Genomic DNA, 22,230 nt, shown 5'->3' with positions numbered 1-22,230 from the left:
GTCATACGCTCCTTAGTTCTTAACTGCCTGCTTGATAATCTCCCTGCTGATGGACCGGACCCTGTCAGGGCAGGTATAATCCATGTCTTCATATAGGAACTGGTGAAGCTGTTCCACATTGGATTCAAGGGTATTGGGAATCACACAGTCCCCGTTCTTCCCAAGAGGGGCGTCCTCATGGGTAAATGGGAAGCCGGCTGTGCTGCTTAAATTGAATTTCTTTATGTTGCGTATCATGCTGACCAGGTCTTTGGCGGTCAGGGAGGAGAGGGACTGGGAAAATGCCGTGTCAGCCACCTGAAGCAGTGTGCCGGGATCCGTGTCCTTTGCCTTTCCAAAGACCTGGCTGATGACCCTTCTCTGGCGTTCCGTGCGGGCAAAATCAGTATCCATCTGCCTTAACCGCATATAAGCCACTGCCTGTACCCCGTCCAGATGCTGCATCCCGTAATCAGACAGGTGGACGGAGGGAATCCCGGTGCTGTCCGCGGTTTCCGTGATAAAGGCATTGATATAATGAAATTCAGCTTTAGTCAGTTCAATATCCACGCCTCCCAGAAGATTGATTACATCTGCCACGGATTTCCAGTTAAAGGATATATAATCATCGATGGTGATATCCAGATTGGCGGTCAGTGCCTGCACATTGCCATTGGGTCCTGAGACCATATAGGATTGGCTTAATTTACCGTAACCGTCCGTGGACGGGCTGTTCATAAGGAAGGTATCCCTGTATACGGACACAAGGCGTATATCCCCTGTGGCAGCGTTGATGGAGCACAGAAGCTGTACATCCGCATGATTGCCTTTCCCCACATCCCCGTTACGGCTGTCCACGCCAAAAACCGCAATGGTCCAGTATCCGCTCCCCATGTTCATGGGTTCTGCCGGAATATTGGGATTGGTTTCCATGACCGGGATTTCCGGACTGCCGTCCAGGCGGTGCATGTTCCCGGTTATCTTTGTGATATAGATAAGTACGGAACACATGGCAAACAGTATGGTGGAAAGGCAGATGATGCCTGCTTTTTTCAATATGGATTTTATGGCTGGATTCATGGTACGGTTCCCCTTTCAATTGGTTTAAGGCGTAATTTCTTTATGGACTTTATTATAGCAGGCGGGAAGCTAAGATGAAAGAACTGTCCTTAAATGGAAGGAATTGGACCGTGAATGAGACTGTCCGGCATTTCCCGGGGCATTTTCATGTCCCGGCCGATGATGTCCAGGGAAATCTTCTGGTCAGGATGATAAGGAATGGAAGACCAGGAAACAAATAGCGCCCATACAGCATGATGCTGCACGGGCGGAAAATATGGTATCAGGGTCTGTTTCCTTACTTGGTCACGCCTGATAATATTTGCCGGGTATGGCGGCAAGCTGGATGGGAATCTGCTTTTTAGGCTTTGCTTCCAGCAGGAACGGCACAATACCGTCCTCAGGCAGACGGCTTCCGGGAAGGATTGTCTGCTTATCAAATTTGTAGGTTACACACCATGCATCCGCTCCGCCGGCCAGGGAAGTCCCCAGAGGGAAACAGAAATCGCTCTGGTCATCCCTCAGGATGTGGATGAACTGCTGGCAGTCAGCAGGGACCACAGGGCTTACCTTCATTTCCATGATTTTTTCCGCCGTGGCCGTCAGGGGCCCAGGTCCATTTCCAGTTGAAAATCCCGCCAAGCAAGAACAGAAGTCCTGTAATAATGATAAAAAGCTGCCAGTTGGACAGGAAGTATGTCATGAACCGTTCCATCAGATTTGTATATAAGCTGCTCATTGGTTTTCTCCTTTCCGGCTGCCTGAACCGAATGCTTCTGGATATGCTGGCCAGATGCAGGATGGTGCATAGCCTCCTTTCATCCAAGCTTAATTACTATAATAAATATAAAAGTATTTAAATGGATTATACAGGAACAGAAGAATAAAAGCAAGTGTATGTATAAAGAAAAAAGCGCACCGTTTTAAACGATGCGCGGCTGCTCTATGTTCCGCTTTCTGGGAACCAAGCCAGATACCTGGAAAGAGCTGTTGCCTGGGCCTGGGCAGTCCGTTCCAATTCTTCGGGGAGCTTCCCGATGGGGAATTATTGTGAATCGCTGCCGGACGGCAACGTCTGCATGAGGGCAAAGAAATGTTCAGGCTTACCGGTACTAAAATATTCATACCATGATTCCAGCGTGTCTGTTTGAAACACGTCTAAACGCTGGATGATCTGCCTGGCCCACAGCAAAGCCCCGGTGCTGCCTGCGGTAATAAGGCTGCCATCCGCCACAGATGGCTTGTCTATATAAAAATCCTGCCCTTTATAACCAGGAGAAACCATTTCCAGAAATCCCGGCCCATTACTGGTATGGGGGCGCCGGTCCAATAGCCCAACGCTGGCAAGCGCGGCGGTCGCGCCGCAGATTGCGCACACCGCTGCCCCTAAAGAGAGGAATTCGCCTGCTTTTTGGATGACAGGGGCATGCTTTGGATCATTCCATGTATCTGCGCCCGGTAAAAGCAGCATGCTTGATTCATCCACAGCCATGTCATCAATGGAACAATTGGGTAGGATTGTCAGACCTCCCATTGTAATGATTGGCTCTTTTGAATAACTGACTGTCTTAAGTGACACGCGCTGTGCCCCCTGTTTGAAAAAACGTCCGGAGTTCAGTTCCGAAGTAACGTGACCCAGTTCCCAGTCAGCTAACGTATCAAGGACGTACACATAGATTGTAGACATAGTTTCCTCCGCTTTCATTGTTTGATTGATTTGCTTTCATTTTTATTGTACCATGTAATTGTTGACAACAGTATGGCCACAATATGGATTGAAAGGGGGGCATCCCATGAAAATTGACAGGCTTGTCAGTATTATCATGATACTTCTTGACAAGAAACGAATAAGCGCGCAGGAGCTGGCAGATATGTTTGAGGTTTCTCCCCGCACAATTTACCGTGATATAGACGCCATCAATATGGCGGGTATTCCTGTCCGTTCCGCATCCGGGGTGGGCGGCGGATTTGAGATCATGCAGGAATACAAGGTTGACAAAAAGGTTTTTTCCGCTGACGACCTTTCCGTCCTCCTGATGGGGCTTTCCAGTCTTTCCAACATGGTGCGGGGAGATGAACTGGTACATACTCTTGCAAAGGTCAGGAGTTTCATCCCCGCCCACAGGGCGAAGGACATTGAACTGAAAATAAATCAGGTACACATAGATTTAAGCCCATGGATGGGCAGCGGGAACATACAGCCATATCTGGAAATCATCAAGGCGGCCATGCAGGAAAGCAGGCTGGTTTCGTTTGGATATATAGCCCACCACGGTAATGGATCCCAACGGACAGCCGAACCATATCAGCTTGTATTGAAAGGCAGCCATTGGTATCTCCGGGGGTATTGCCATAAGAGGAATGGGTTCCGTCTATTCAGGCTCTCCCGCATGTCTGACCTGCAGATACAGGAGGAAACTTTCATACCGCGGGATTATGAAAAACCGGATATGGATTTTGCGGAAATCCTGGAGAAAATGCAGACAGAAATAAAAATCCGTATCCATAAATCCGTTGTGGACAGAATACTTGATTTTTGTACGTATGAACACCTTTCACCGGATGGAGGTGAGCATTACATTGTCAGCTTCCCTTTCGTGGAGAATGAATACTACTATGATATTCTTTTAGGCTTCGGGGATAAGTGCGAGTGCTTAGAGCCGCCGCATGTCCGTATGGAAATAAAGCACAGGATACGTGACATGGCTGCATTATACGAAAATTGATACATGGGAAAAAGGGCAGATCCACACTGCGGGGGCGGCTTATAAGCCTGCCGCGGTTGGATCTGCCCGGATTATTATGTTATTTTCATACACACCTTTTCATACACACCCTATGACAGCCTCAAGGCCCATTCCTTGCAATCCCACACATCCGTGGCCAGACCCTCATAGAACTCCGGTTCATGGCAGATCAGAAGGATGCTTCCTTTATATGCCTTCAGGGCGCATTTCAGTTCTTCCTTTGCGTCCACATCCAGGTGGTTGGTAGGTTCGTCCAGAAGAAGTACATTGGATTCCCGGTTCATCAGCTTACATAACCTTACCTTTGCCTGTTCGCCGCCGCTTAAGACACGCACCTGGCTTTCAATGTGCTTGGTTGTAAGGCCGCATTTGGCAAGGGCGGACCGCACCTGATACTGGGTATAGGAGGGGAATTCCTTCCATATCTCCTCCAGGCACGTGGTGGTGTTGCCTGGCGCCATCTCCTGCTCAAAGTATCCGATGGACAGATAATCACCCAGTTCCACGCTGCCGCTCATGGCCGGGATAAGGCCCAGGATGCTCTTTAACAGCGTGGTCTTGCCGATACCGTTGGCACCCACCAGCGCGATTTTCTGCCCCCGTTCCATCAAAAGGTTCAGCGGGCGGGACAGGGGTTCGTCATAACCGATGACCATGTCCTTTGTCTCAAAGATGCACTTTCCGGCAGTGCGTGCTTCCAGGAAATGGAACTCAGGCTTGGGTTTTTCCCTTGCCAGTTCAATTACATCCATCTTATCCAGCTTTTTCTGCCGTGACATGGCCATGTTCCTGGTGGAGACCCTGGCCTTGTTGCGGGCCACGAAGTCTTCCAGATCCGCGATTTCCTGCTGCTGGCGTTTGTAGGCTGCTTCCAGCTGTGATTTCTTGACAGCGTACACTTCCTGGAATTTGTCATAATCCCCCACATAACGGTCCAGGCGCTGGTTTTCCATATGGTAAATCAGGTTGATGACACTGTTAAGGAAGGGGATGTCATGGGAAATCAGGATAAATGCGTTCTCATATTCCTGAAGATACCGCTTCAGCCATTCAATGTGCTGGGCGTCCAGGTAGTTGGTGGGCTCATCCAGAAGCAGGATATCAGGCTTCTGTAACAGCAGTTTTCCAAGAAGCACCTTGGTCCTCTGGCCGCCGGAAAGCCCGGTCACGTCCTTATCCATCCCAATCTCGTTCAGTCCAAGGGCGCGTCCGACCTCATCCACCTTGGCATCAATAATATAAAAATCATGGGCCATGAGAAGGTCCTGGATAGTACCCAGCTCCTCCATCATGGAATTCATCTCATCCTCGTCTGCCTCGCCCATCTTCTCACATATCTGGTTCATCTGTTCTTCCATCTCAAAAAGGAAGCCAAAGGCGCTCTTTAACACGTCCCGGATGGTCATGCCTTTTTCAAGCACCGTGTGCTGGTCCAGATAACCCACCCGGACATTCTTGGCCCACTCCACCTTGCCTTCATCGGGCATCAGTTTGTCGGTAATGATATCCATGAAGGTGGACTTTCCCTCGCCATTGGCCCCGATCAGGCCGATGTGTTCGCCCTTTAGCAGGCGGAAGGATACGTCCTGGAAAATTGCACGGTCGCCGAAACCGTGGCTTAAATGTTCAACGTTTAAGATACTCATTTGAAAACTCCTTTATTTTATAGGGTTTTATAGGTGTTTTTCCTGCTGGGGAATAGGAATGGCACCATTTCCACACCAATACTTTTAACTCAGGCAGTACTATTCTACATGACAATGGGGGTTCTGACAAGTGGAAATCCACAGCACCCTCTTATCATTTCCATCTACCTGTGTTATACTTTTAATCGTAATCGTGGCTTTGGGCCATGAATCATAAAATCATGAGTAATCAGGAGCATACGCCATGGATAAACAGCGGATCCGCATAATCAGAAAGAATGATGGATTTTCAATGGAGTATCAGGTCGGGGACATCTTTACGGTGGACAGTACCTGGTACGGAGGGGTTAATGTGACCAGCGCGTCAGGAATTCCCCTGTCTTTAGACCGGGATGAGTATGAGGAAGCAGGAGATGATGGGAAGGCTGCCCGCCCCATCGACCCATATTCCTACCAGGCCGGTGTAATGGACTGTTTTTGTGAAATGGTTTCCTGCGGCCTTAAGAAACTGGCCATGAGCCATCCATGTGACACCAGGGAGGAACGGGACAGCTATCTGGGCGAAGTAAAAAGGCTTTGCAGCCAGTATGGGATATCCTATTACCCGGAAGACCAGGCATTTATCACGGACTTATTCCCTGCAAAGGCGAACCAGGATAAATTCAACTATCTCTTTTACCGCACGGAAGATGTGCTGGAACAATACCTTGGGTTAAAGGAGAGGCAGAAGCGCCTTAAACAGGAGGACGCATACACTGCGCAGGCGCGTTATGACATTGCTGTTGAATTTGGACGGCTGCTGTCTTATCCGGAAGAGGGAATCGCGGGGCTGATTAAGAAGGCTGCCGCAAAACAGCGATAAATCCGTATAAAAGTGAAGTGATAACCCATCAGGAGGAAAACGTGGAAAACAGAGGACAAGAATACCAGGGACATGAGGTCCGGGAGCATCAGGGACAGGAACATCAGCATCAGGGACAGGAACATCAGCATCAGGGACAGGAACATCAGCGTCAGGGGCAGGAACATCCGCCCCAGGAACACAAGAGGCGTGTCCGATACAAGGGAACCCACCCCAAGAAATACAATGAGAAATATAAAGAACTGCAGCCGGAGAAATATCCGGAAACCGTTGCCAAGGTAATCAGCAAGGGAAGCACCCCGGTGGGCATGCACATTTCCATCATGGTTAAGGAAATCCTGGATTTCCTTCAGATACAGCCGGGCCAGACCGGATTGGACGCAACCCTTGGATATGGCGGACATACCCAGGAAATGCTCAAGTGCCTGCAAGGCCATGGGCATATTCATGCCCTGGACGTGGACACCATAGAAATGGCCAAGACCAGGGAACGTCTTGGAAAACTGGGATACGGCCCTGAGATACTGTCCATCAGGCAGCTGAACTTTGCGGATATTGACCAGCTGGCGGCGGAAACCGGTCCCTTTGATTTTGTGCTGGCTGATTTGGGGGTATCCTCCATGCAGATAGATAACCCGGAGCGGGGATTTTCTTTTAAGAAGGACGGCCCGCTGGATCTGCGTCTGGATTCCAGCCGGGGCATACCTGCATCGGAGCGGCTGAAACATATTTCCAGGGAAGAACTGACGGGAATGCTGGTTGAGAATTCAGACGAGCCATATGCAGAGGAGATTGCCAGGGCGGTTGTGAACCGGATTAAGCGGGGAGACGGCATTGACACCACGACCCAGCTCAGGGAAGCCATAGAGCAGGCGCTTTCTTTTGTTCCGGAACCAGACCGGAGGGAGGCGGTTAAGAAATCCTGCCAGAGGACATTCCAGGCCCTGCGCATTGATATTAACAGTGAATTTGAGGTGCTGTACCAATTTCTGGAAAAGTTGCCGGATGTGCTTGCAAAGGGCGGCCGTGTGGCTGTCCTGACCTTCCATTCCGGGGAAGACCGGATTGTTAAAAAATCATTTAAGAATCTGCACCGTCAGGGTATTTACAGTGAGATAGCCGGGGATGTGATCCGTCCGTCCGCAGAAGAGTGCAGTATGAACAGCCGTGCCAGGTCCACCAAGATGCGCTGGGCTGTTAAGGCATGACCGGATCCGGCGTACGGCCGGGGGATGTTTGAAAATGCTTTCCTGTTCCATGTCACGCTGCATGAAAATCCCATTTCCAGGGCATTCTGAATAACAGATTGAGAATGACAGACAGAAATGGAGAAATGGCGATGATTAATGCAATATCTAAAGTCACACTTTATGTTAATAACCAGGAAGAAGCCAAGGCTTTCTGGACTGAAAAGGTGGGATTTGAGGTACGCTCTGAGGAACAGATGGGACCTGATATGAAGTGGATCGAAGTAGGGCCGGCCCAGGGGGACACAACCGTATTTGTACTGTATGATAAGAAGATGATGGAGGCCCAGAACCCAAAGGTCAATGTGGGCCATCCCTCTGTCATGATGAGTACGGATAACATTGAGGAGGCTTACAAAGAACTGCTTGAAAAGGGCGTCAGCGTGGGGGAGATTAAGAGGATGCCCTATGGAAATATGTTCCAGTTTGAGGATATGGATGGAAACCAGTTCCTGATCAGGGAGGACACCATGTCCGGATGGCGTGTGGGTAAGATTTCTTAAGGCCTGTCTGAACATTGTTTTCCGTCAGATGAGCGCCCGGCTTTGGGGGGAATCTGGGCCAAATGAAGGGCGCATAGCGGGCTGGGTAACCTGAATTTGGCTCAAATATACCGGGTTGTGAAGGGGCGCCCAGATGGCGGGGATGAATGTTCAGACAGGCTCCGGTACAACGTATCGCAGGTCCTTGTGCATAGAGCACCCGCTATCCACAGCAGGACACACAGCTGGTACCGGCCATGATTTCAGGTATGTTCCTGGATGCCAACCTGTATCTGTTCAGCTTCCTGGCAGTGGAGAATTATATATTAAGGCTCTGTCTCCTGGTATTGGGATGCGCGGTCCTGGCCCTTGGACTGTACCTTATGATTGAGGCTGATTTAATCCTGATGCCCGCTGATGCATTTAACACCGTGGTTGTGAGGAGGACCCGCATGAAGTGGGGAAATGTAAAATCCATGGTGGACTGCGGCCTGCTTGTCATATCCGCTGTCATTGGCCTGGTATTCTTGGGCAAGATTATGTTCATACGTGAAGGCACCCTGATAAATGCCATTATCTGCGGCCAGTTCACAAAAATGCATACCTGGATTTTCAACCATTTAAAAAAAAGCGTTCCAGAAGCAGCGGTTAACTAATGAGCCGTTGAAAGGTCCTGCCCTGATGCCATTTGATGGCCTGGGCAGGATTTTTGCGGTTTCCTGGCCTTAGTTATCAGGCAGGATAGCATTATCAATGAAATAAATTGCTGGATCCCTCCCCGTCTGTTATAATGTGGTATAAAATACAGGCATTGCGTCATTTACATGGTAAAATGGTGGAATGCCCAAACAGGATATGGTTATAGGAGGGCGCATATGAACATACAGATATTTGGAAAGTCCAAGTGCTTTGATACAAAGAAAGCAGAGCGGTATTTTAAGGAACGCGGAATCCGGTTCCAGTCCATCAACCTGAGCGAAAAGGGCATGAGCAAGGGTGAGTTCAACCGGGTAAAGCAGGCGGTTGGCGGGCTGGAGTCCATGATTGATAAGGACTGTAAGGACAAGGACCTTTTGGCCCTGATCCAGTATATCGCGGCAGAGGACAGGGACGGGAAGGTTTTGGAGAATCAGAACGTGTTAAAGACACCGATTGTCAGGAATGGAGCCAAGGCAACGGTGGGATATCAGCCGGATGTGTGGAAGACATGGGAGTGAGTGCCGGGAATGGAAGGGAATATGGAAAAGGAAGTGGGCAGGAAAAAAGAAGGAAACAGGAAACAGGAACTGAGGAAGCTTGTGCGGCTTCAGGTTTCAGGCCTAAACCATGAATACTGTATACAGGCAGACCAGGCCATCTGCCAGGCCGTGACTGGTCTGGATGAATATCATAAGGCCGTGACGGTTTTCATTTTTGTGGGAACGGAAGGGGAAATTAATACCAGGCCCATCATAACCCATGCCCTGGAGCATGGAAAGCAGGTTGCCGTACCGAAATGCATATCAAAGGGCGTGATGGAAGCATACCTGATTGATTCATTGGAAGATCTGGAGGATGGCAGTTACGGTATTCAAGAGCCGAGGAATGATGCGGTGAGGATACAGCCGGAGGAAATCGACCTGGCAGTCATTCCCTGCTGTACATGCAGCCAAACGGGCAGGCGCCTGGGTTACGGGGGAGGGTATTATGACCGTTATCTGGGGCGTGTGGCAGGAGTGAAGGCGGTCATATGCAGGGACAGGATCATGCGGGATGATATACCGGTGGAGGAACATGACCAGGCAGTGGACATGGTTATATCTGAGGCTGGAATCTGGAGGATGACATAACCTTTTGCATTTGGGTATTGCGTAATAAACAGCTGTGTGTTATACTCAAGATAATTAGTAAGGTCACTGAACAAATTAATGGAGGGGGAGATTTGGTGAAAAAATATAACCAGCTTCTAATCAAAGATAATAATAAAAAACAAATATATCAGCTTATAGAGGATTTTCCAGGAATCAGCAGGACACAGATTGCCGAGCAGCTCAAACTCAGCAAGACAACGGTTTCGGCTTTAGTGGATGAGATGATGCAGGAAATGTTCGTTATAGATGAGGGCGCATCAGAAAGCAGCCGCCAGGGAAGGAAGCCTAACAGCCTTGCTGTCAATAACAGCACCAATTATGTGATTGTTTTAAACTGGCATAAGGATAACCTTGAGATTGCCCTGGTGGACTCGGCCATGAATATTGTGCTGTGCAGGGAATATGACATGAAGAACGCAGGAGATGCCCTGGCAGGATTAAAAGGATATTTTGAAGAATTCAGGGAAGCGCAGTGTGTGGACATCCATGTAATGGGCGTCTGTGTGATTGTGCCCGGGATGATTGATGAAAAACATGATGAAATCATATCCGTGGTACTGCCCACGGAAAGCCAGGGAAATTATAAAATCAGCAGGCTGAGAAGTATGCTGGATGGATATCCCCTGGCCATTTTAAACGACACGGCATGTTTTGCCTATGCGGAGACAGCCTTTGGAAAACTGGATGGGGAGAATTATATTTATATTAATATCAATGACGGGGTTGGCGCGGCCATTATACATGACAGACATCTTCTCGGCGGGGCCAGCGGCATGGCAACACAGTTTGGCCATTTTTCTGTGGACCGCAATGGATGCCCGTGCGCCTGCGGCAATAGGGGATGTCTGGAGAACCAGATAGGGGAGTTGGCGCTTCCCAGGCAGTTTGAGGAATTTGGTCTTGAGGTGCCCAAAGGGTCCGGAGATAAACTTCTGTTCAAGGATCTGGCAGCCCTGGTGGGGGCTGGGGATGAGGACGCGCTCAAACTTATGTCTTATATGGCAGAGGATTTTGCATATGCCCTTTGCAATGCCATTACCTTATTCCATCCGGAGTTGGTTATTATTGGAGGGATTGGGCGGAAGCTGGGGGACCGGTTTCTGGAATTGCTGAAAGGAAAGATGCAGCAGTTTGGTTTCCGGCAGTTCGTATCAGATGTGGATGTGGTTTATACGAAACTGGGGGAGGCATCGGTTGTCAGGGGAGCTGCCAAATACTACATTAACCGTTATTTTAAGTTCAATGACATGGAACCTTCGCAGCTGTTTTGCGGATGATGATATGAATGTACAGGTAAAGGAGGAAACCTATGAAACCGTTAGGAATTGCAGTCATTATGGGAGAGGACCTGGAGGAGACCCTTGGCTGGGCAAAGGACAGTGGATTTCATAACTGCCAGCTGCAGCTTTGGGATATGTCCCATCTGTGCAGGGAACATGCAGGGTATGTTAAGGACCTTCTGGAAAAATTGGATATGGAAGTAACCGGCCTGTGGTGCGGCTGGCACGGTCCCATCAAATGGGATTTTGCAGAAGGCCCTTCCATTCTGGGAATCGTCCCCCCGGAATACAGGGCGTCCCGCATAAAGAACCTGCTGGACGGGGCGGCCTATGCCAGGATACTCGGAGTTAAGGACATCATCACCCATCTTGGTTTTGTTCCCACTAACTGCAGGGACGTGAATTACACCGGAGTGGTAAGTGCGCTGAGATACATCACATCGGAACTGAAAAAGCATGGGCAGAATTTCTTAATGGAAACAGGCCAGGAACCGCCCATTGTCCTCAGGCGCCTGATTGAGGATGTGGGGAATGACAATCTGTTTGTTAATTATGACCCCGCCAATCTCATGATGTATGGCAACGCCAATCCGGTGGATGGCCTTAACGTGCTGGGGCAATATGTGCGCAGCGTACATGCAAAGGATGGAAGCTACCCGGAAACAGGATATGAATTAGGCAGTGAGTTCCCCATTGGGAAGGGCAAGGTGGATTTCCCGGGATTTATAAAGAAATTAAAGGAAATTGGTTATGATGGCCCTGTTTCTGTGGAGTATGAGATAGAAGCCGGCAATGAGAGGCAGAAACAGGAGATTATCGAGGGTAAGAAATATTTGGAGAGCATATTGTAAGGATTTTGGCAGCAGATTCCAATGGACATGATTGTGGAGGTTATTTATGAAGGTGGCTATATGGGGTGCCGGGAAAATGGGACAGGTTCATGGCCAGGCCTATAAAGGGATGGGAAAGGATGTTGAGATAGCGTATATAGTTGAACGCGATGCGGGAAAGGCAGCTGAGTTTTCCGGGAGATTCCGGTGCAGGGCCATAGATGACGTGAGCGGGCTGGAAGGAAAACATATAGACATGATTGACATATGCCTTCCAACGTATCTGCACAGGGAGGCCATTGAGCAGGCCTTGGACCTATGTGACTATATATTCTGCGAAAAGCCGGTATGCCTGACAAGGGATGATTATTATGGACTCTGCCGTATCGCAGATACAAAGACATGCCATCTCATGGTGGGTCAGGTGCTCAGGTTCTGGAACGGATATGTGAGGGCCAGGGAAATGGTGCTGAACGGCGAGATTGGCAGACCAAGGCTGATTACATGTTTCAGAAGGCAGAAGATGCCTTCCTGGTCAAAGGGAAACTGGCTTATGGATAACAGGCAGAGCGGCGGTCTGCTGATGGATCTGTGCATACATGATATAGACTATTTATACTGGCTGCTGGGAACGCCGGAACAGGTGTCCTGTAAAATCGTGGAGAGGGCGGAGACAACCCTTCATGGAATCCTCAACATAGTCTACAGCGATTGCTGCGCCAATGTGGTCGGTTCCTGGGGAATGCCTGAAGGCTTCCATGACGGGGGCCTGGAGTCCATGCTGGAAATCGTGGGGGACACAGGGATGATTACATATTCCGGGGGAGACTGCCTGGAATTAATCCGTGGAAATGAAAAGCAGTGTATCAGCCTGGAACATGAGGACGGATATGAAGAAGAGCTTAAATATTTTGTGGAATGTGTAAAATGCCAGAAGGAACCTGAACAGTCAAACCTGTTCTCTGTTGAAGGCACCATGAAAATATTATGGGCCGCAAAAGAGGCTGCGGATTCAAGACAGTTTATTTCCATCGATGCCAGACAGCTGTGTAAGCAATAGAAAGAGGGATTGGGCAATATGATGAAACGTTATATTAAGAAAAAGCCATATATACCGTATATTGCACCAGCAATGACCATCATGACGGTACTGACGGTATTTCCCACGATTTTCCTGTACCTTATCAGTATTACGGATTATCAGCTGGGGTGGAATCTGGGGCGGATCCGTCTGGTCTGGTTTGATAATTACATCCGGCTGTTCTCCGGCAGGGACCCTGACTTCTGGAATGCTGTCTATATCAGCCTTAAATTCATGACCATCACCACAGGCATTGAGATGGTGCTTGGTTTTATGATTGGTAAGCTGCTGTGTGATTCGGAGTTTAAACTGAAACCAGTTGTATTTGCCATATTAATCATACCAATTGTGATGACGCCCAGCATTGCCGGGAATATCTGGAAGTTAATGCTGAATTCGGAATACGGGATTGTAAATTATTTCCTGAATCTGGCTGGCATATCAAATGTTACATGGCTGGACGCCAATCTGTCATTTACATCTGTTGTGCTGGCAGATGTCTGGCAGTGGACCCCGTTTGTGTCCTTAATCAGCTACGCAGGACTGTGTTCATTGCCTGTGGATCAATATGAGGCGGCCAGGATTGACGGCGGGAACGCTTTCCAGCTGTTCCGTCATATAACGCTGCCATCCCTTCGGCCATTGATTTTCCTGACCTTGATATTCAGGACCATAGATTCGCTGAAGATATACGATATGCCTTTTGTCCTGACCCAGGGCGGTCCGGGAAACTCAACCGAATTCCTCAGCCTGCATATCTACAGGCTGGCAAACGCACAGAACGGATTGATTGGAAGGGCGGCCGCAAATGCCATCATACTGATGGTCATTTCCACCATGGTCAGCAAGATCCTGATCCATTATCAGAGAAAGGGGGACTAAGCTGTGAAGATGAGCAGAAAAAACAAAAGGGCTTTTCTGGGAGTTGGAAAGGGAATCATTTTTTTCATTGTCTGCCTGTTTTTTATAGCACCCTATCTGTGGATGGTATTAATCAGCCTGAAGCCCCGGGTGGATATTTTTGATCCGGGCAAGTTTATATTCCAGCCAACCATGGAGAACTATGCCAGTATCATAAAGAATGCCCATATACTGGACTATTTTGCCAACAGCGCGGTTGTGTCTGTGGTATCCACCTTTGTATCCCTGGTGATTGGTTCTTTTGCAGCATATGGATTTGCAAGATTTAACTGGAAGAAAAGGGAGAGCACTGCTTTTCTGGTCTTAAGCCAGAGAATGCTGCCTGCCATGGCCATTGTAATTCCATATTTCCTGATGGCAATGGCGGCCAGGCTTCTGGATACCCGGGTGATACTGATAATCTGTTATCTGCTGTTTAACATACCGTTTACAATCCTTATGATGCGTGGATTCTTTGAGGATATACCAATGGAGATTGAGGAGGCAGGCAAGATTGATGGATGCAATGGACTTCAGGTTTTCAAAGAACTGATATTGCCCCTGTCACTTCCGGGACTGACGGCAACGGCAATATTCTGTCTTATTAATTCCTGGAACGAATTTGTTTTTGCAAACTTCCTTACCAGTGTAAATGCCAAGACCGTTCCTACTTCGGTCATGCTTTTTTTGTCCGTGTCAGGCACGAAATGGGGAGAGATGGCGGCAACCGGTGTCCTTTCCAGTCTTCCGGTTATCCTCTTTGGGATAATTGTCCAGAAATATATGATACGCGGTTTAACATTTGGTGCAGTGAAAGGTTAACAAATGTATTTTTTAAAATAAGGAGGAAAAGCTATGAAAAGAAAGTTGTATTCTACGGCAACGGCATTGATGCTGGTATTGTCAATGACAGCCTGTTCTGCCGGCAAGGGGACACCGGCTTCGTCTGCGCCTGCGGATACCCAGGAATCAGGGACTGAGGCCCAGGATACTGCTGCTGCAGAGAGCACACAAGCCGCCGCGGATGCTTCGACCATGGAAGGCTGGGGGAATCTGATGAAGGAACAGTATGATGGTACCAGGATTGTTGTATCCATGGCATCCCATCCATCCACCGAAGCCTTCCAGGCAATGGCTGAGGAGTTTACTGATTTAACAGGAATTCAGGTGGAGTGGGATGTGGTGGAGCAGACCTATCTTAAGAACAAGCAGCTTCTGGATTTCCAGGGCGCGCACAGCTATGATGTTTTTATGGTTGACAGCTTCTGGAATGCGGAATATGGAGCTAAGAACGTGGTCCAGGCTCTTGATAATTATATGAACGACCCTCAGAAAACACCGGAATGGTACGACAAAGCCGACCTGATTCCTGCATACTGTGACCTGGGCCAATACAAGGGGGAGACCATCGGCATACCCATAGCAGGTGAGACCCGGTTCCTCGCCTACAGAACGGATCTGTTTGAGAAATACGGCAAGGAGCCGCCTAAAACCATGGATGAATTCCTGGAACTGGCAAGGTTCTTTAACGGCAAGGAGGACGGTCTTTATGGAGTTGCCCTGAGGGCGCAGAGAGGAATCCATTTTGCTTCCGGATGGCTGACCACCATGTATGCGTTCTGCGACGGAATGATGGACCAGAAAACGCTGGAGCCTAAAATTAACGACCCGGGCGTGGTGGAATCCCTGCAATGGTATCTTGATATGCTGGAGTGCGCACCGCCGGATGTTTCAACTTATACACATGAGGAAGCCCTTGGGGCATTTATGTCAGGCAAGACAGCCATGTGGCTGGATGCGACCGCCATTGCCTCTGCAATTACGGACCCGCAGAAGTCCAAGGTTTATGACAAGGTAGCATTTGCAGCGCCTCCGGACGGTCCTGCAGGAGAGTCCGCAGCCCTGGCTGACTGGAACATTTCCATACCGAACGGAGCCAAGAATCCGGATGCGGCATGGGCGTTCATGATGTATATGACAAGCCGCGAGAAGAGTCTGGAATATGTAAAGAACGGCGGCGCCTCCACCAGGTATTCCGTATATGAGAATGAGGAACTGATTAAGGAGAACCCCTCCTATCCAGCACAGCTGGCAGCGTTGGAGAAGGCCAACGGCCTTGTTAAGAGAGGCCTTCAATGGACTCCGCCTCATGAGCAGATCAACCAGATGCTGGATATAATGGGAAGCTATGCCTCACGCGCCCAGGCAGGTGAAATGACAGCCCAGGAGGCCTGTGATAAAGCCCAGGCCGATGTACTGGATTTGCTGAAATAGCAAAAAAATTCTGCTTTCCCCTTGACAATTATTAAAAAAAGGGATAAACTCATTAAAACTTCATAAGCAAGGCAACACAGCTAAAGAGGGAGTAGTTTAAATATATTGTCAACAACCTCGGTTCTGCACGGAACCTGGCAATATATGCCGATACGGTTACAAGACTTTTATGCGTGGCTTGCAGATATGTTACATATTCTGGCAAGCCATCCATGGAAGTCTTTTTTTATGCAGATGGCGGGAATGGATGTTCAAACAGACCCTGGTACTCCATCCGGACAGGGGTGGAAACCACCTAACCTGATGCACCTGGGGATGGAGCCGGAGATGTACTGAATAAGGAGGAAAGCATATGAAAGAATGGTATCAACAGACTAAGGAAGAGTTATTGGAACATTTCCGTGTGACGGAACATGGGCTGACCGGTGAGGAAGCCGGTAAGCGGCTGGCTGAGAGCGGGGAAAATGTCCTTAAGGAGGGGAAGCGCAAAAGCACCCTTCAGGTTTTTTTTGAGCAGTTCTGTGACCTTTTGGTGGTCATCCTGATCATTGCCGCCCTTATATCCATGGTAAGCGGCAATGTGGAAAGCACGATCGTGATCATCGCTGTTATCGTACTTAATGCAATCCTGGGAACCGTGCAGCATGCCAAGGCGGAAAAATCCCTGGACAGCCTTAAATCCCTGTCATCGCCCAGCACCAAAGTGATGAGGGACGGACATAAGATTGAGGTGCCATCGGCCCAGGTGGTTCCGGGCGACATCCTGTACCTGGAGGCCGGGGACCTGGTGGTTGCCGACGGAAGGATACTGGAAAATTATTCCCTGCAGGTCAATGAAAGCTCCCTTACAGGAGAGTCCACCAATGTGGATAAAAGCGATGGCCTGATCCATGACGACTGCGCCCTGGCAGACCGGGCTAATATGGTATATTCCAGCGGCCTTGTGACCTACGGAAGGGCCGTGGTGCTGGTGACAGCCACCGGCATGGATACGGAAATCGGTAAGATTGCAGCCCTTATGAACGCCACAAAGGAGAAGAAAACCCCGCTGCAGATCAGCCTGGACCAGTTCGGAAGCCGCCTGGCCATGGCCATAATGGTAATCTGCGGCCTTGTGTTCCTTCTGAGCCTGTACCGTGACATGCCTATCCTGGATTCACTGATGTTTGCGGTTGCGCTGGCAGTTGCGGCAATCCCGGAGGCGCTCAGTTCCATCGTAACCATCGTGCAGGCAATGGGAACGCAGAAAATGGCAAGGGAACATGCCATCATCAAAGAACTGAAGGCAGTGGAAAGCCTGGGCTGCGTATCAGTCATCTGTTCTGACAAAACAGGCACATTAACCCAGAACAAGATGACGGTACAGAATATCTATGTTAATAACGAGACCATTTCCATCGACCGTCTGGACCTGCGCAACCAGCTCCACCGTTACCTGCTCTATGACGCCATACTGACCAATGATTCCTCCATTGTGGACGGAAAGGGAATCGGGGACCCAACAGAGTTTGCATTGGTGGAAATGGGGCGCAAGGCCACGGTGGATGAAAACCTTCTCAGGGAACTGATGCCCCGTCTGGAAGAAATCCCATTTGACTCAGACCGTAAACTGATGAGCACAAAATACGAGCTTCACGATGTGCCCACCGTTCTGACAAAGGGCGCCCTGGACGTGCTCTTGGACCGTACGGCCAACATCAGGCTGGAGGACGGGATTAGGGAAATCACCCAGGCGGATAAGGATGCAATCCTTCAAAAGAACCTGGAATTTTCCCAGGAAGGGCTTCGGGTCCTGGCATTTGGATACAAGGAGGTGCCGGAGGATTACACGCTGTCACTGGACAATGAAAATGGTTTCACGTTCCTGGGCCTTATCTCCATGATGGACCCGCCAAGGGAAGAATCAAAGGCAGCTGTTGCTGACGCAAAAAGGGCCGGAATCAAACCGGTGATGATTACAGGCGACCATAAGATTACTGCAACCGCCATTGCAAAGCAGATCGGTATTTTTGAAGAAGGCGACATTGCCATGACGGGCCGCGAGCTGGATGCCATGACAGAAGAGGAGCTGGATAAGGATATCACCAGTATTTCCGTATATGCCAGGGTGTCACCTGAGAATAAGATCCGCATCGTGGACGCATGGCAGAGACGGGGATCCATCACAGCCATGACAGGAGACGGTGTCAATGATGCGCCGGCCCTTAAGAAGGCGGACATCGGCGTTGCCATGGGTATCACGGGAACCGAGGTTTCCAAGGATGCGGCTGCCATGATCCTGACAGATGACAACTTTGCAACCATCATCAAGGCTGTTGCCAATGGACGGAATGTGTACCGTAACATCAAGAACGCAATCAAGTTCCTGCTTTCGGGCAACATGGCGGGAATCCTGTCCGTGCTGTACACTTCCGTGGCAGCCCTGCCAGTGCCCTTTGCCCCGGTTCATCTGTTGTTCATCAACCTGCTGACAGATTCCCTGCCCGCCATTGCCATCGGCATGGAGCCTGCTGAAAAAGATTTACTGTCAGAAAAGCCAAGGAATCCAAAAACAGGAATCCTTACAAAAGACTTCATGCTGACCATCCTTACCCAGGGCGGCATCATTGCGGTCTGTACCATGATTGCCTTCCATCTGGGCCTTGGGAGCGGAGATGCAGGAATAGCCAGCACCATGGCGTTCGCCACCCTGACCCTGGCAAGGCTGTTCCACGGCTTCAACTGCAGGAGCAGGCACAATATTTTCAAACTAGGCTTTTCCAGCAACTGGTACAGCCTGGGCGCCTTTGCCGCCGGGGTCTGCCTGCTGGGGCTTGTAATGTTCGTACCATTTTTACAAAAACTATTTTCCGTCACCCCCCTGACCATGTCCCAAACCGGAAGCGTCTGCCTGCTTGCAGCAATCCCGACCATCCTGATCCAGGCCTCCAAAATCTTAAGAGATTTTAGGCATAGGAATTAACTGGGAAGTGTGGTATAATGTCCACGTAGGCAATGAGTAGTGCACAAAAAGAGAAACAGGAAATCCCGTTGTGCTCGCACATAAGGAATTTTCTGATTCGCTTTTTGTATAGGGCGAAGCCCGTGAGCGAAATGGAGCGCAGCGGAATTGAGCGCGCACTGCGGACCCGGCCCCGAGCCATCAGCCTGCAAGCCACAGGACAACCAACCATCCAACAGAAAGGGGCGGTGCTATATGGATAAGGTTATTACAATAAGCCGTGAATTCGGAAGCGGAGGCCGTGAACTGGGAGTGAAGCTGGCTGACAAGCTGGGGATTCCCTTTTATGACAAGGAACTGATTTCCATGGCAGCAGACGATATCAATATTGCAGAGGATGCATTCCAGCATTATGACGAGCATATCGTTGTACACGATCCCCTGGACCGGCAGTTCTACCACGCATTTTCAGAAGTATACCAGATACCCATGTCCGACCAGATATTTGTAGCCCAGTCCAACGTAATCCGGAGGCTGGCATCCTACGGACCCTGCATCATAGTAGGGCGGTGTGCGGATATGATACTGACAGACAGTCTGAACCTGTTCATCTATGCCAAAATGAAAGATAGGATCAGGCGCATGCTGGAACTGGAATCAGAAGCTGAATCAGACGGAAAAGAGATGGAGCGCCGTATACGCGAGGTAGACCGCAAGCGGAAAGAATATTACCAGTACTATACCGGCAACACATGGGGAAGGGCCCAGAACTATCACCTGTGCCTGGACAGCGGCCCGGTCGGGGTAGAAGGCTGCCTGAGGGCGGTACTGGCTTATCTTGGAGAAGAGACACAATAGCGGATATATAAATCAGGCACAATGGACCGGATAAGAGGACTGGATAATGCAGGCCCGGATAAAATTGGCCCGGACAAAAACAGACAGGATAAAAATGGACAGGACCCAAGGCCATGGACACAGGCCGTCATGCAGGAATGCAGGGTTCTGTCCATTTTCATGCAGCGTCCAAAGGATAGGCCTGGGCAGGACATTCCTGCTTGTAACCAGGCCCTGGGCATAGTATAATGAAGAAAATAAAAAACCAATACAAATGAACTAGGAGGCAAAAGATGAAACAGGATATGATAGTGATTCTGGATTTGGGAAGCTCTGAGAACACCAAGCTGGCCAGGGACATCAGGGAGATGGGGGTTTACAGCGAGATTTATCCCCATGATATTACGGCAGGGGAACTGAAGGCGCTGCCCAATGTAAAGGGTGTCATCATCAACGGCGGTCCCAACCATGTGGTGGACGGCGTTTCCATAGACGTACTGCCTGAGATATATGAGGCTGGTTTTCCTGTGATGGCGGCTGACCATGCATCAGCGGCATGTGAGTGTTCCATCAGCAGCTGGGATGGGGATGGAGCCCAGGTACTCCGTTCTTTTGTCTTTGATACATGCGGCGCCCAGGCCAACTGGAATATGAAAAACTTCATATCTGACCAGATAGAACTGATCCGTGAACAGGTGGGGGACAGGAAGGTGCTTCTGGCCCTGTCCGGCGGTGTGGACAGCTCTGTTGTTGCGGCCCTTCTGATTAAGGCAATCGGCAGGCAGCTTACCTGTGTCCATGTAAATCATGGTCTTATGAGAAAAGGCGAATCTGAGAGCGTAATCGAAGTATTCAAGAACCAGATGGACGCCAACCTGGTATATGTGGATGCCGTGGAACGTTTCCTGGGCAAACTGGAAGGCGTGGCTGACCCGGAGCAGAAGCGCAAAATCATTGGTGCTGAGTTTATCCGCGTGTTTGAAGAAGAGGCAAGGAAGCTGGAGGGAATCGACTTCCTGGCGCAGGGAACCATTTACCCGGACATTGTTGAGAGCGGGACCAAGACAGCCAAGGTAGTCAAATCCCACCACAATGTGGGCGGGCTTCCCGAGGACCTGGACTTCACACTGGTTGAGCCGCTGCGCCAGCTGTTTAAGGACGAGGTGCGGGCCTGCGGTCTGGAACTGGGGCTTCCCTATGATATGGTTTACCGTCAGCCCTTCCCCGGCCCTGGTCTGGGTGTACGCTGCCTTGGCGCCATCACAAGGGAACGGCTGGAAGCGGTGCGGGAATCCGATGCCATCCTTCGTGAGGAATTTGCCAATGCCGGATTGGACAAGAAGGTCTGGCAGTATTTTACCATTGTGCCGGACTTTAAGTCAGTGGGCGTAAGGGACAATGCGCGCTGCTTTGACTACCCTGTCATTATCAGGGCCGTGAATACGGTGGATGCCATGACAGCCATCATTGAACGCATTGACTATGATGTGCTCCAGAAGATTACGGACAGGATTTTAAAGGAAGTAAAGAATGTGAACCGGGTATGCTATGACATAAGCCCGAAGCCTACGGCTACCATTGAGTGGGAATAAGAAAATAATACCGGAACCCCGCTGATTGAACCGCCCCCTGTCAAGTCGACAGATGAAAAAACGGAAAGTTTTTATATCACCAACCATGTAACAGCGGCTGGTGATATTTTTATGCAGCTTGTTGCTGTAGATACTCCCTGTATTCTATTGGTGTCATACAGCTCAGCCGTTTTTTGTTTTTCCTATGGTTATGGCAGTCTATATAATCCATCACCGCTGTTACGGGTTCTTGATAGGTGTAATACTTTTTCAGATAAGATATTTCACATTCCAACATACCCCAGAACGCTTCCGTCGGGTCGTTGCCGATACATCCTGACACCCGTATACTTACAGGGATTCTGCCGTTTTTACTTCCAAGCTTGAAATATCACAATAATTATTTTTATAAAAATAATAAAGGCAAACCAAACGGCTTGCCTAAAAATAAGACTTTGTGGTTACAACCTCCGTCACAGCCATAACTCCATGCGGATTGATAAAAAGGAAAAATTGACAGGATATGTTTGGTGCGGAGTTTCATGGGGGTGGGGAGAGAAATGAGCAGGTCGGGGCAGAGGGCGGAAAGCAATTTTCAAACAGACCCTAGTACCTTGACATAGTTACATTGTGCTTTTACAATC

22 protein-coding genes are annotated in these 22,230 nt (G+C 49.5%); 17 read left to right on the top strand and 5 right to left on the bottom strand.

Annotated features, from left to right (window positions below):
- Positions 1-12 precede the first annotated feature (12 nt).
- Positions 13-1,059, bottom strand: coding sequence for an LCP family protein (locus tag DWX59_RS21375; RefSeq protein WP_117561171.1), 1,047 nt, complete (start codon positions 1,057-1,059; stop codon positions 13-15).
- A gap of 285 nt (positions 1,060-1,344) precedes the next feature.
- The gene (locus DWX59_RS21370; protein WP_227116018.1) at positions 1,345-1,620 is read right to left on the bottom strand and encodes a hypothetical protein; all 276 of its coding nucleotides are present in this window, start codon (positions 1,618-1,620) and stop codon (positions 1,345-1,347) included.
- A gap of 83 nt (positions 1,621-1,703) precedes the next feature.
- Between DWX59_RS21370 and DWX59_RS28860 the strand changes: the two genes are divergently transcribed.
- Complete coding sequence (locus tag DWX59_RS28860) at positions 1,704-1,898, top strand: hypothetical protein (protein WP_207660457.1); 195 nt, start codon at positions 1,704-1,706, stop codon at positions 1,896-1,898.
- Positions 1,899-2,083: 185 nt separating this feature from the next.
- On the opposite strand, the gene DWX59_RS21360 is transcribed toward DWX59_RS28860, so the two are convergent.
- Positions 2,084-2,725: a type 1 glutamine amidotransferase family protein gene (locus DWX59_RS21360; RefSeq protein ID WP_117561170.1), complete on the bottom strand. Its 642-nt coding sequence runs from the start codon at positions 2,723-2,725 to the stop codon at positions 2,084-2,086.
- 106 nt (positions 2,726-2,831) lie between these two features.
- On the opposite strand from DWX59_RS21360, the gene DWX59_RS21355 reads away from it, so the two are divergent.
- A complete protein-coding gene (locus tag DWX59_RS21355) occupies positions 2,832-3,764 on the top strand; it encodes a helix-turn-helix transcriptional regulator (protein ID WP_117561169.1) in 933 nt (310 codons plus the stop codon).
- Positions 3,765-3,874: 110 nt separating this feature from the next.
- On the opposite strand, the gene DWX59_RS21350 is transcribed toward DWX59_RS21355, so the two are convergent.
- Entirely contained in the window at positions 3,875-5,431 is a 1,557-nt protein-coding gene (locus DWX59_RS21350) for an ABC-F family ATP-binding cassette domain-containing protein (RefSeq protein WP_117561168.1), read from the bottom strand.
- Between the two features lie 244 nt (positions 5,432-5,675).
- On the opposite strand from DWX59_RS21350, the gene DWX59_RS21345 reads away from it, so the two are divergent.
- The 15 genes from DWX59_RS21345 (at position 5,676) to guaA (ending at position 21,607) form a co-directional block, all read left to right on the top strand.
- Positions 5,676-6,293 (top strand): hypothetical protein, encoded by a 618-nt coding sequence (locus tag DWX59_RS21345; RefSeq protein ID WP_117561167.1) that lies wholly within the window; start codon positions 5,676-5,678, stop codon positions 6,291-6,293.
- Between the two features lie 41 nt (positions 6,294-6,334).
- Positions 6,335-7,501, top strand: a complete 1,167-nt coding sequence (gene rsmH, locus DWX59_RS21340) for a 16S rRNA (cytosine(1402)-N(4))-methyltransferase RsmH (protein WP_117561166.1) — start codon at positions 6,335-6,337, stop codon at positions 7,499-7,501.
- A 104-nt stretch (positions 7,502-7,605) separates the two neighbouring features.
- Positions 7,606-8,043, top strand: coding sequence for a VOC family protein (locus tag DWX59_RS21335; protein WP_353626780.1), 438 nt, complete (start codon positions 7,606-7,608; stop codon positions 8,041-8,043).
- A gap of 236 nt (positions 8,044-8,279) precedes the next feature.
- Positions 8,280-8,678, top strand: coding sequence for a DUF6198 family protein (locus tag DWX59_RS21325; RefSeq protein WP_177314599.1), 399 nt, complete (start codon positions 8,280-8,282; stop codon positions 8,676-8,678).
- Positions 8,679-8,897: 219 nt separating this feature from the next.
- Positions 8,898-9,239: an arsenate reductase family protein gene (locus DWX59_RS21320; RefSeq protein WP_117561164.1), complete on the top strand. Its 342-nt coding sequence runs from the start codon at positions 8,898-8,900 to the stop codon at positions 9,237-9,239.
- Between the two features lie 9 nt (positions 9,240-9,248).
- The gene (locus DWX59_RS21315) at positions 9,249-9,851 is read left to right on the top strand and encodes a 5-formyltetrahydrofolate cyclo-ligase (RefSeq protein ID WP_227116022.1); all 603 of its coding nucleotides are present in this window, start codon (positions 9,249-9,251) and stop codon (positions 9,849-9,851) included.
- 95 nt (positions 9,852-9,946) lie between these two features.
- Entirely contained in the window at positions 9,947-11,149 is a 1,203-nt protein-coding gene (locus DWX59_RS21310) for an ROK family transcriptional regulator (protein WP_147325846.1), read from the top strand.
- 32 nt (positions 11,150-11,181) lie between these two features.
- Positions 11,182-12,003 carry a sugar phosphate isomerase/epimerase family protein gene (locus DWX59_RS21305; protein ID WP_117561162.1) on the top strand — a complete coding sequence of 274 codons (822 nt, stop codon included), beginning with the start codon at positions 11,182-11,184 and terminating at the stop codon, positions 12,001-12,003.
- A gap of 46 nt (positions 12,004-12,049) precedes the next feature.
- A complete protein-coding gene (locus tag DWX59_RS21300) occupies positions 12,050-13,042 on the top strand; it encodes a Gfo/Idh/MocA family protein (RefSeq protein WP_117561161.1) in 993 nt (330 codons plus the stop codon).
- A gap of 18 nt (positions 13,043-13,060) precedes the next feature.
- Positions 13,061-13,945 (top strand): carbohydrate ABC transporter permease, encoded by an 885-nt coding sequence (locus tag DWX59_RS21295; protein WP_117561160.1) that lies wholly within the window; start codon positions 13,061-13,063, stop codon positions 13,943-13,945.
- A gap of 9 nt (positions 13,946-13,954) precedes the next feature.
- On the top strand, positions 13,955-14,785 hold the full coding sequence (locus DWX59_RS21290) for a carbohydrate ABC transporter permease (RefSeq protein ID WP_117561365.1): 831 nt from the start codon (positions 13,955-13,957) through the stop codon (positions 14,783-14,785).
- A gap of 33 nt (positions 14,786-14,818) precedes the next feature.
- Positions 14,819-16,237 (top strand): ABC transporter substrate-binding protein, encoded by a 1,419-nt coding sequence (locus DWX59_RS21285; protein WP_117561159.1) that lies wholly within the window; start codon positions 14,819-14,821, stop codon positions 16,235-16,237.
- Positions 16,238-16,589: 352 nt separating this feature from the next.
- Positions 16,590-19,199: a cation-translocating P-type ATPase gene (locus tag DWX59_RS21280; protein WP_117561158.1), complete on the top strand. Its 2,610-nt coding sequence runs from the start codon at positions 16,590-16,592 to the stop codon at positions 19,197-19,199.
- A gap of 234 nt (positions 19,200-19,433) precedes the next feature.
- Complete coding sequence (locus DWX59_RS21270) at positions 19,434-20,036, top strand: cytidylate kinase-like family protein (protein WP_117561156.1); 603 nt, start codon at positions 19,434-19,436, stop codon at positions 20,034-20,036.
- 272 nt (positions 20,037-20,308) lie between these two features.
- A complete protein-coding gene (guaA, locus tag DWX59_RS21260) occupies positions 20,309-21,607 on the top strand; it encodes a glutamine-hydrolyzing GMP synthase (protein ID WP_117561154.1) in 1,299 nt (432 codons plus the stop codon).
- A 109-nt stretch (positions 21,608-21,716) separates the two neighbouring features.
- Here the strand turns inward: guaA and DWX59_RS30100 are convergent, their stop codons facing one another.
- Positions 21,717-21,929, bottom strand: a complete 213-nt coding sequence (locus DWX59_RS30100; protein WP_353626633.1) for an IS3 family transposase — start codon at positions 21,927-21,929, stop codon at positions 21,717-21,719.
- Positions 21,930-22,230: the final 301 nt, after the last annotated feature.

The organism is Enterocloster aldenensis (assembly GCF_003434055.1).
Classification (GTDB): domain Bacteria; phylum Bacillota; class Clostridia; order Lachnospirales; family Lachnospiraceae; genus Enterocloster; species Enterocloster aldenensis.
The sequence above is the reverse complement of the archived record's forward strand: the minus strand, read 5'-3'. Positions and strand labels throughout refer to the sequence as shown.

Bases quoted from the DNA above. Each gene is read 5' to 3' on its own strand.
- DWX59_RS21375 (WP_117561171.1), bottom strand. From the start codon at position 1,059: ATGAATCCAGCCATAAAATCCATATTGAAAAAAGCAGGCATCATCTGC.
- DWX59_RS21370 (WP_227116018.1), bottom strand. From the start codon at position 1,620: ATGGAAATGAAGGTAAGCCCTGTGGTCCCTGCTGACTGCCAGCAGTTC.
- DWX59_RS28860 (WP_207660457.1), top strand. From the start codon at position 1,704: ATGATAAAAAGCTGCCAGTTGGACAGGAAGTATGTCATGAACCGTTCC.
- DWX59_RS21360 (WP_117561170.1), bottom strand. From the start codon at position 2,725: ATGTCTACAATCTATGTGTACGTCCTTGATACGTTAGCTGACTGGGAA.
- DWX59_RS21355 (WP_117561169.1), top strand. From the start codon at position 2,832: ATGAAAATTGACAGGCTTGTCAGTATTATCATGATACTTCTTGACAAG.
- DWX59_RS21350 (WP_117561168.1), bottom strand. From the start codon at position 5,431: ATGAGTATCTTAAACGTTGAACATTTAAGCCACGGTTTCGGCGACCGT.
- DWX59_RS21345 (WP_117561167.1), top strand. From the start codon at position 5,676: ATGGATAAACAGCGGATCCGCATAATCAGAAAGAATGATGGATTTTCA.
- DWX59_RS21335 (WP_353626780.1), top strand. From the start codon at position 7,606: ATGACAGACAGAAATGGAGAAATGGCGATGATTAATGCAATATCTAAA.
- DWX59_RS21325 (WP_177314599.1), top strand. From the start codon at position 8,280: ATGATTTCAGGTATGTTCCTGGATGCCAACCTGTATCTGTTCAGCTTC.
- DWX59_RS21320 (WP_117561164.1), top strand. From the start codon at position 8,898: ATGAACATACAGATATTTGGAAAGTCCAAGTGCTTTGATACAAAGAAA.
- DWX59_RS21315 (WP_227116022.1), top strand. From the start codon at position 9,249: ATGGAAGGGAATATGGAAAAGGAAGTGGGCAGGAAAAAAGAAGGAAAC.
- DWX59_RS21305 (WP_117561162.1), top strand. From the start codon at position 11,182: ATGAAACCGTTAGGAATTGCAGTCATTATGGGAGAGGACCTGGAGGAG.
- DWX59_RS21300 (WP_117561161.1), top strand. From the start codon at position 12,050: ATGAAGGTGGCTATATGGGGTGCCGGGAAAATGGGACAGGTTCATGGC.
- DWX59_RS21295 (WP_117561160.1), top strand. From the start codon at position 13,061: ATGATGAAACGTTATATTAAGAAAAAGCCATATATACCGTATATTGCA.
- DWX59_RS21290 (WP_117561365.1), top strand. From the start codon at position 13,955: ATGAGCAGAAAAAACAAAAGGGCTTTTCTGGGAGTTGGAAAGGGAATC.
- DWX59_RS21285 (WP_117561159.1), top strand. From the start codon at position 14,819: ATGAAAAGAAAGTTGTATTCTACGGCAACGGCATTGATGCTGGTATTG.
- DWX59_RS21280 (WP_117561158.1), top strand. From the start codon at position 16,590: ATGAAAGAATGGTATCAACAGACTAAGGAAGAGTTATTGGAACATTTC.
- DWX59_RS21270 (WP_117561156.1), top strand. From the start codon at position 19,434: ATGGATAAGGTTATTACAATAAGCCGTGAATTCGGAAGCGGAGGCCGT.
- guaA (WP_117561154.1), top strand. From the start codon at position 20,309: ATGAAACAGGATATGATAGTGATTCTGGATTTGGGAAGCTCTGAGAAC.